Below are 6,961 nucleotides of genomic sequence, written 5' to 3' on the forward strand. Positions count from 1 at the left end.
CACAGTCATCGCCGAATGACGCCGTGAGCTCAGTGAATACTCGTACACAAAGTTCATCTCTGGGCTGACCAGTCATGACCGGGGGCACAATGGGCACCATGGTGGCGGCGACGCGTTTCCGAACTGCGACGGCCGGTGCTGTCGGCGTCCTGGCGGCACTCGCCGGCCTGGCGGCACCTGCGTGGGCGCAAACCCCTGAGGAAAAGTTCATCAGCGACATCGAGCGCTCTAACGCGGTGGCGACGGCGATCCCGGGAACACCCGACCGCTGGGTGCAGGCGGGCTATGGCTCGTGCGACCGGATTTCCTCCACCGTCGCCCAGGGTCTACCGGTGCGGGCGGCCATCAACAATGAAGTCATCGCCACCAAGACCTTCCACCGCATCAGCCAGCAGGACGCTGTCGCCCTGGTGACCTACGCCGTGCTGGATCTATGCCCCCAGGTGATCCCGCCGCGTGGTCCCGCGGCGCCGCCGCCGGGCGGCCCACCTCCTCCGCCACCTCCTCCGCCACCTCCCCCCGGCTGACGCCAATCCGGGGTGCGAACTTAATGGCGTTCTGGCAGAAGTTTTTAGTGACGCATTAGCTCCGGGGCCGTTCGGCCTTAAGTTTGGGTCCTAGCGTGGGAGTCATGTTGCTCGATGTTCGCTGGCTGCAGTACCTCCTCAAGCGCAACGGCCGCTAGTCGCCCCGCCGCCGGCTGCCGAGTAGATAGGCTTCGGCCACAGCCGGCGATGGAGTCTTGAACATGAGCGCGACTTTGATCTTCGGGCACAAGAACCCCGATACCGATTCAATCTGCTCGGCGCTGGCCTACGCCGATCTGAAGGCCAAGACCGGCGCAGACGTCGAGGCCGTCCGCCTTGGCGCCGTCAGTGCCGAGACACAGTTCGCACTCGACTACTTCAACACCGCCGCGCCGCGTCTGGTCGAATCGGTGGCGACCGAGGCGTCCCACGTCATTCTCCTCGACCACAACGAGCGACAGCAGAGCGCGACGGACATCGACGCGGTGACGATCGCCGAAGTCATCGACCATCACCGCATCGCCAACTTCGAAACCGCCGGGCCGCTGTACTACCGGGCCGAACCGGTCGGTTGCACGGCCACGATCGTGCTGAAGATCTACAAAGAGAAGGGGGTCGACGTCAGTCCTCCCATCGCCGGGCTGATGTTGTCCGCCATCCTTTCCGACACCTTGCTGCTGAGATCACCGACCTGCACCGCCGAGGACACCGTGGCCGCCGATGAACTGGCCGCCATCGCTGGGGTCGACGCGCAGACCTACGGCCTGGAATTGCTGCGCGCCGGTGCACGCTTGGCCGACAGGTCCATCGAGCAGCTCATCGCGATGGACGCCAAGGAGTTCTCCATGGGCGGCTGCAAGGTCGAGATCGCTCAAGTCAACGCGGTCGACGTCGATGAGGTGTTGTCTCGCCAGAGCGAGTTGGAGACCGCACTGCAGCAGGTCGTCACCGCCAAGGGCCTCGACCTGTTTCTGTTCGTGGTGACCGACATCCTCAACAGCGATTCGGTCGTCGTGGCACTCGGTCCGCGCGCATCGGCCGTCGAGGCGGCCTACGGCGTCACCCTGGAGAACAACCGGGCCGTTCTCAACGGCGTCGTGTCGCGCAAGGCACAGATGGTCCCGGTGTTGACCGCGACATTCAGCACCTAATTCGGCGGGCTATTCGGCGAGCTCGGGTACTCGTCCAGGAGCCGTCGAAGTTCGGCCACTTCAGCCGCGTCGATGCTGATGGAACTGAGGTCTTCGGCCATCGCCGGATTGACGTACTCCATCGACGACGGGTGTGCCGATCGCGCTGAACTGTGAAACGCCCGCGCACCGGTGGCGCTCGCGACCTCAACGATGTTGCTCGACCTGATCCCCGACCCCGCCATGATGGTGACCCTGTCCCCTGCCGCGGCCACCAACGTCCGCAACATGTCCGTCCCCAGATCGACGTTCGGGCGCAACCCGCTGGTGAGGATTCGGGTGCAACCCAGCCCGATGACGTCGTCGAGGGCTTGGAGAGGATCCTGCACCCGGTCGAAGGCCCGGTGAAACGTGACCTGCATCCCGCCGGCATGCTCGATCAACTCCGTGCACCGAGCGACGTCGACCCGGCCGTCTTTCGACAACATCCCGACGACGACGCCGTCGCAACCCAGTGCCCGACATTGGTCCACGTCGCGCACCATCGCGCGCAGTTCTGCGTCGGTGTAGAGGAAGTCCCCGCCGCGCGGGCGAATGATCGGGAAGAGTTGGATGGCGGTCGTCTCCCGGGCGGTGGCGATCAGCCCGTAGGACGGGGTGGTGCCTCCTTCGTGGGGGTTGGCGCACAGTTCGATCCGATCGGCGCCATGCCTCGCGGCGATCGTGCATGACCTGAGGTCAAAAGCGATGACTTCCAATTCCATCCGATGATTATCGGCCCGGATAAGCTCGAGGGACCGAGACTTGAGCACCCGGCGCTATGGTCTGTGTCCGAAGACCGCGGAAGGAACCCGGCCCGCGTTGACCGTCACCGATCCGTGTTACCCACCGGATACCGCGTTCGACGCCGCGGTGTCGACGGTTCAACGGGGTGAGCAGCCTCTGGAGGTGGCCGTCGCGGATCTGGTCGCACGATTGACCGATCCGGAACTGCTCTGGCTGCTCGACGGCGATCTGACGATCCGGCGCGGCTTGACGGAGATGTCGCGGCGGTACAACAAGGTGCCGTTCGAAGCCGGCCGCATCGACCGGTTGGGTATTCCGGGCATCCAGTTCACCGACGGCCCGCGCGGTGTCGCCCTGGGGGCGTCGACGGCGTTCCCGGTGGCCCTCGCCCGCGCTGCGACCTGGGACCCCGACCTCGAGCACCAGGTCGCCGACGCCATCGGGGCTGAGGCCAGCGCGCAAGGTGCGAACTTGTGGGCCGGCATCTGTATCAACCTGGCCTATTCACCCGGCTGGGGGCGCGCCCAGGAGGCCTACGGCGAGGACCCGGTACTGCTGGGTGCGATGGGGGCCGCGGCGGTAGCGGGAGCCAACTCGTGGTTGATGTCGTGCGTGAAACACTTCGCGCTGAACTCGATGGAGGAGGCCAGATTCCGGGTCGACGTCCGTGTCGCCGACGACGTCCTGCACGAGGTGTACCTGCCGCACTTCCGCGCCGTCGTGGAAGCGGGCGCAGACTGCGTGATGAGCGCTTACAACTCGGTGAACGGCACCTGGGCCGGGCACAACCGGCACCTGCTCACCGAAATCCTTCGCGATTCCTGGGGTTTCACCGGATTCGTGATGACCGACTTCATTTGGGGGCTGCGTGATCCGGTCGGGTCGGTGGCCGCCGGGCAGGACCTGGAGATGCCGTTCCGGCAGCAGCGGGCCGGCACCCTGGAGAAGGCCCTAGCGGACGGGACTCTGAAGCGGTCCGATGCCGAACGCGCCGCCCACCGGCAACTGGCAGCCCAGATCCGGCTCGCGCTGCGGGCCCGCCCGCGGCCACCGGTCAGTGTGGTTGCCTGCGCGGAGCATCGCGGTTTGGCGCGGGAGGTGGCGTGCCGCGGTGTGGTGCTGCTTCGCAACCGGGACATCGCCGGTGCCGCCGCGCTGCCGATGGCTGAGGCGTCGCTGGCGCGGGTTGCGCTGATCGGTCGGCTGGCAGATCAGCCCAACCAGGGCGATGTGGGCTCCTCGATGGTGAGCCCGCCGTCCTCGGTCACGATCCTCGACGGTCTGCGGGAACGGCTGGGGCCGAGATTGATTCACGTTGCAGGCACCGACCCGGCGGCGGCTGCGGATGCAGCGCGCGGCGCCGACGCCGCCGTCGTGGTGGTCGGTTTGTCCTCCGTCGACGAGGGCGAGTCGATGATCGGGGTGGACACCGCGACGACCCAGCTGCTCGGTGGTATCGCCCGATACCGGCCGGTCGCCGCGGTGCTGGTCAAAGTAGCCTCCCGGGTGGCCAAGCTCAAGCAGTACGGCGGTGACCGCCGAGATCTGCGGCTACACCCCGAGGACATCGCGTTGATCCGCGCGGTGGCCCAGGTCAATGCCCGCACCGTGGTGGTGGTGATCGGCGGCGGCACGATCGTGCTCGACCCCTGGGACGCCGAGGTCGCTGCGGTGCTGCTGGCGTGGTACCCCGGCATGGAAGGCGGTCACGCGGTCGCCGACATCCTGCTCGGGGACGCCGAACCGGCCGGCCGGCTACCGATGACGATCCCGCACCGGCAGAGCGATCTGCCGCAGGTGGATTGGGACGCCACCACCGTCCACTACGACCGCTGGTGGGGGCAACGCAAGCTGGATCGCGACGGCGTCCCCGCCGCCTACCCGCTCGGATTCGGGTTGGGCTACACCACCTTCGGGCTGGCCGACCTCACGGTCGGTCACCTCGACGGCGAACGGTTCACCGCCTCGGTCACGGTCACCAACACCGGGATACGACCCGGACGGCACGTCGTGCAGATCTACACCGTGCAGCCGGCCGATACCGGGCGGCCCGTCCATCACCTCGTCGGCTTCCGGTCGGTGCACCTGGCGGCGGGGGCCGCTGACCGGGTTGTCGTCGAATGTTCGGCGCGTCCTGTCCAGCGTTGGGCCGGCGCGGGTTTCACACTCCCGGTATCGGAGTTGGCCATCCGCGCCGCTTCGTACGCCCACGACCCGGCGGCGCTCGAGGGGACCCTCGCTATCCCGGGCTAAGGGGCGTGGTTTGCAGGTAGGGCGCGAAGCGCCGGTTGAATCCGGCACCGCGCGAGGCGATCTGCACTGCCCGTTCGGCCGGGGTGACGACGACCGTGCCAGCCGGAAGAACGGAAGCCAGTTCGCTCAGCGCAACCACCCGGGAACTGACGGTGGGCTTGATCGGGTCGCTCTGGTCGATCGACTGGAACCTGATGGCCAGCGTGCCCTGGTTCAGTCCGCCGGTGGACACCCAGTTCCACACACTGGTGCCGCCGGCCAGTTGCGGTTCGGTCGGGGAGACGACGACCGTGTAGGACCCGTCCGGATTGGCCTTGGCCTGGGTGTTGTTCAGACTCGTCTGATCGTCCCAGTAGTTGTCGGTGATGGTCCAGTCGTTGGTCACTGGGACCACGAAGTAGCCGGCGTTGTTCGGTGTGATGGTCAGGACCAGTGCCTCGCTGTCGGACAGATGAAAGTAGCCGGCGCTCTGCACCTGGGTGGCCAGGAACGATGCGTTACTGGTCGGATCGGTGAACACGTTGGGGCCCTTGCGGTTTCCGCTCACCGGGTCGGTGGTGGCCACCTTGATGTACTTCGACTCCTCCGAGATGCCGCGCAGCATCAGCAGCGCGGTGATACTCCCGCTCACGAACGGCGGAACAGCGGGCAGCGGTGGGATCAGCGAGACCAGTGCGGTCAGAAACGCGCTCTGCGCCACCAACGGCCCGATGAACGGCAACGCGAAACCGCCGAACTGGCCGAAGAAGCTCCGGGGCGGGCCGGCGGTGCGTTGGATCGCCAGAGTCATGGGATCGTCGGCGTTCCAGTCCGAGAGGGTGTCGCGGATCGCGATCAGGGTGGTGTCGGGGGTGATCTGCAGGTGGTTCTTCTGGCCGGACTGGGCCGCGGCGCCACTGACGGTGATCACGAAGGTGCGGTCCGGACCGAGTTCGAGTTGGTCGGCGTCGAGGACAGCCGCGGTGCTGCCGGTGAGTCCGGTCAGGACGCTGAAACTCGCCTTCGGGTCGTTCTCGGGCATCCGGCCGGTGATGACGTACTGCGAGGCGTAGTTGACCCCGGCGAAGCGGTAGATCGTGTCCGGGTTGTCGTAGAGGATGCGTGAGCCGGTGACGTCCAGGCCGTACCAGTGGTGCGGCGGTGCGACCTGCATGACGATCGCCGGGTCGTTGGAGTTCAGGATCATCGACTGGAACGCCGAGGCCATCGCCCATTCGTCGACCGCCCCACCGAGCAGCGCGAGGTTCTCCTGATCAGGGCCGCCGGCCTGGGTGTATTCGATGTCGGCGATGATGCGCCAGGCCAGTCCCAGCACCGCCTTCATGGCCAGCACCGGCAGGGTGTGCACGGTCTGCATCGCCATCGACTCGGCGGCGGTCTGCTGCGGGGTTCCCAGCGGGCTGACGTCCTGGCCCACCGGTTGAACCGGTTCGCTGGTCGACGCTGCGGGGACGGCGGCGACCGCCGGGCCCGGGCTGCGCCGCCCGACCTCGCTGCGTGCGGCGGCCAGCATGGTCCACGCCAGCGCTGACGGTAGCGGGGTCGCCGATCCCCCGGTCAGCGCGTCAGCGGCGTCGACCGTGCCGGCTGGCACGGCGCTGGTCAGGCTGGGCGGCTGAGGTGCGGCCGCCTGCGGGGGTGCGGCCGTCGCGGCAGCCGGTGCGGTGACTGCCGCCGCGGTCGGTGAATCCGAGGGGCCCGCGGTCGGTGATTCCGAGGGACGGAGCGCTATCGGCGTCGAAAGCGCCTCCGCTGCATCATGACTGCCGGGCAGGGCTGCCGACGGCGCCGGGGAGGCCGATTCGGGGGTGAGCATCTGGGGGGCGGCGGGAGGCGGTTCGGGAACCGGAGCAGTCGGTGGATCAGCGTGCTGGACAACCGCCGACTCCGGTGGCCGCTCAGCGTTACGATCGCGGCGGTCACGCAGGCCCGCCTCCCTGCCCCGGGCCGGGGTGGCGGGTCGGGCGGATTCGGCCCGGGCCGCGGATGCCCGCTGAACATCCCGTGCGGTGCGGGTGCCGGTCTCCGCCGACGACGATTCCGGCTCGGCGTGGGCCACGCCCGCCACGTTCAGAGCGCCGAGCAGAAAGCCCGCCGAGACCACTACCGCCCCGCGACGCACGTGCCTGTCGAAGCCCATCGGCACAACCCTTCGAACCGCACAACCCAACCGGGCTGTTTGCCCAGCGTATGCCATCAACTCCTACCTGGCCATGGCTTGACATACACCGGTATTCGTTTTAGAGATGAGACATGCAAGCCGAT

Annotated in this window: 5 protein-coding genes; 3 read left to right on the plus strand and 2 right to left on the minus strand. The window is 67.5% G+C overall.

Annotated elements, in window-relative coordinates:
* The first annotated feature begins 74 nt into the window (after positions 1 to 74).
* On the plus strand, positions 75 to 527 hold the full coding sequence (locus ADBZ5N_RS07110; RefSeq protein WP_526256784.1) for a hypothetical protein: 453 nt from the start codon (positions 75 to 77) through the stop codon (positions 525 to 527).
* Positions 528 to 748: 221 nt separating this feature from the next.
* Positions 749 to 1,678: a manganese-dependent inorganic pyrophosphatase gene (locus ADBZ5N_RS07115; RefSeq protein ID WP_526256785.1), complete on the plus strand. Its 930-nt coding sequence runs from the start codon at positions 749 to 751 to the stop codon at positions 1,676 to 1,678.
* Here ADBZ5N_RS07115 and ADBZ5N_RS07120 read toward each other — a convergent pair.
* Complete coding sequence (locus ADBZ5N_RS07120) at positions 1,675 to 2,421, minus strand: copper homeostasis protein CutC (RefSeq protein ID WP_526256786.1); 747 nt, start codon at positions 2,419 to 2,421, stop codon at positions 1,675 to 1,677. The genes ADBZ5N_RS07115 and ADBZ5N_RS07120 overlap by 4 nt on opposite strands.
* A gap of 97 nt (positions 2,422 to 2,518) precedes the next feature.
* Between ADBZ5N_RS07120 and ADBZ5N_RS07125 the strand changes: the two genes are divergently transcribed.
* Entirely contained in the window at positions 2,519 to 4,696 is a 2,178-nt protein-coding gene (locus tag ADBZ5N_RS07125) for a glycoside hydrolase family 3 protein (protein WP_526256787.1), read from the plus strand.
* Here the strand turns inward: ADBZ5N_RS07125 and ADBZ5N_RS07130 are convergent.
* Positions 4,683 to 6,836 carry a hypothetical protein gene (locus ADBZ5N_RS07130; protein WP_526256788.1) on the minus strand — a complete coding sequence of 718 codons (2,154 nt, stop codon included), beginning with the start codon at positions 6,834 to 6,836 and terminating at the stop codon, positions 4,683 to 4,685. The genes ADBZ5N_RS07125 and ADBZ5N_RS07130 overlap by 14 nt on opposite strands.
* Positions 6,837 to 6,961 lie beyond the last annotated feature (125 nt).

This window comes from Mycobacterium sp. (assembly GCF_044370595.1).
GTDB lineage: Bacteria > Actinomycetota > Actinomycetes > Mycobacteriales > Mycobacteriaceae > Mycobacterium.

Excerpts from the sequence above, each read along its gene's own strand:
- ADBZ5N_RS07110 (WP_526256784.1), top strand. The coding sequence starts at position 75 with ATGACCGGGGGCACAATGGGCACCATGGTGGCGGCGACGCGTTTCCGA.
- ADBZ5N_RS07130 (WP_526256788.1), bottom strand. The coding sequence starts at position 6,836 with ATGGGCTTCGACAGGCACGTGCGTCGCGGGGCGGTAGTGGTCTCGGCG.
- ADBZ5N_RS07115 (WP_526256785.1), top strand. The coding sequence starts at position 749 with ATGAGCGCGACTTTGATCTTCGGGCACAAGAACCCCGATACCGATTCA.
- ADBZ5N_RS07120 (WP_526256786.1), bottom strand. The coding sequence starts at position 2,421 with ATGGAATTGGAAGTCATCGCTTTTGACCTCAGGTCATGCACGATCGCC.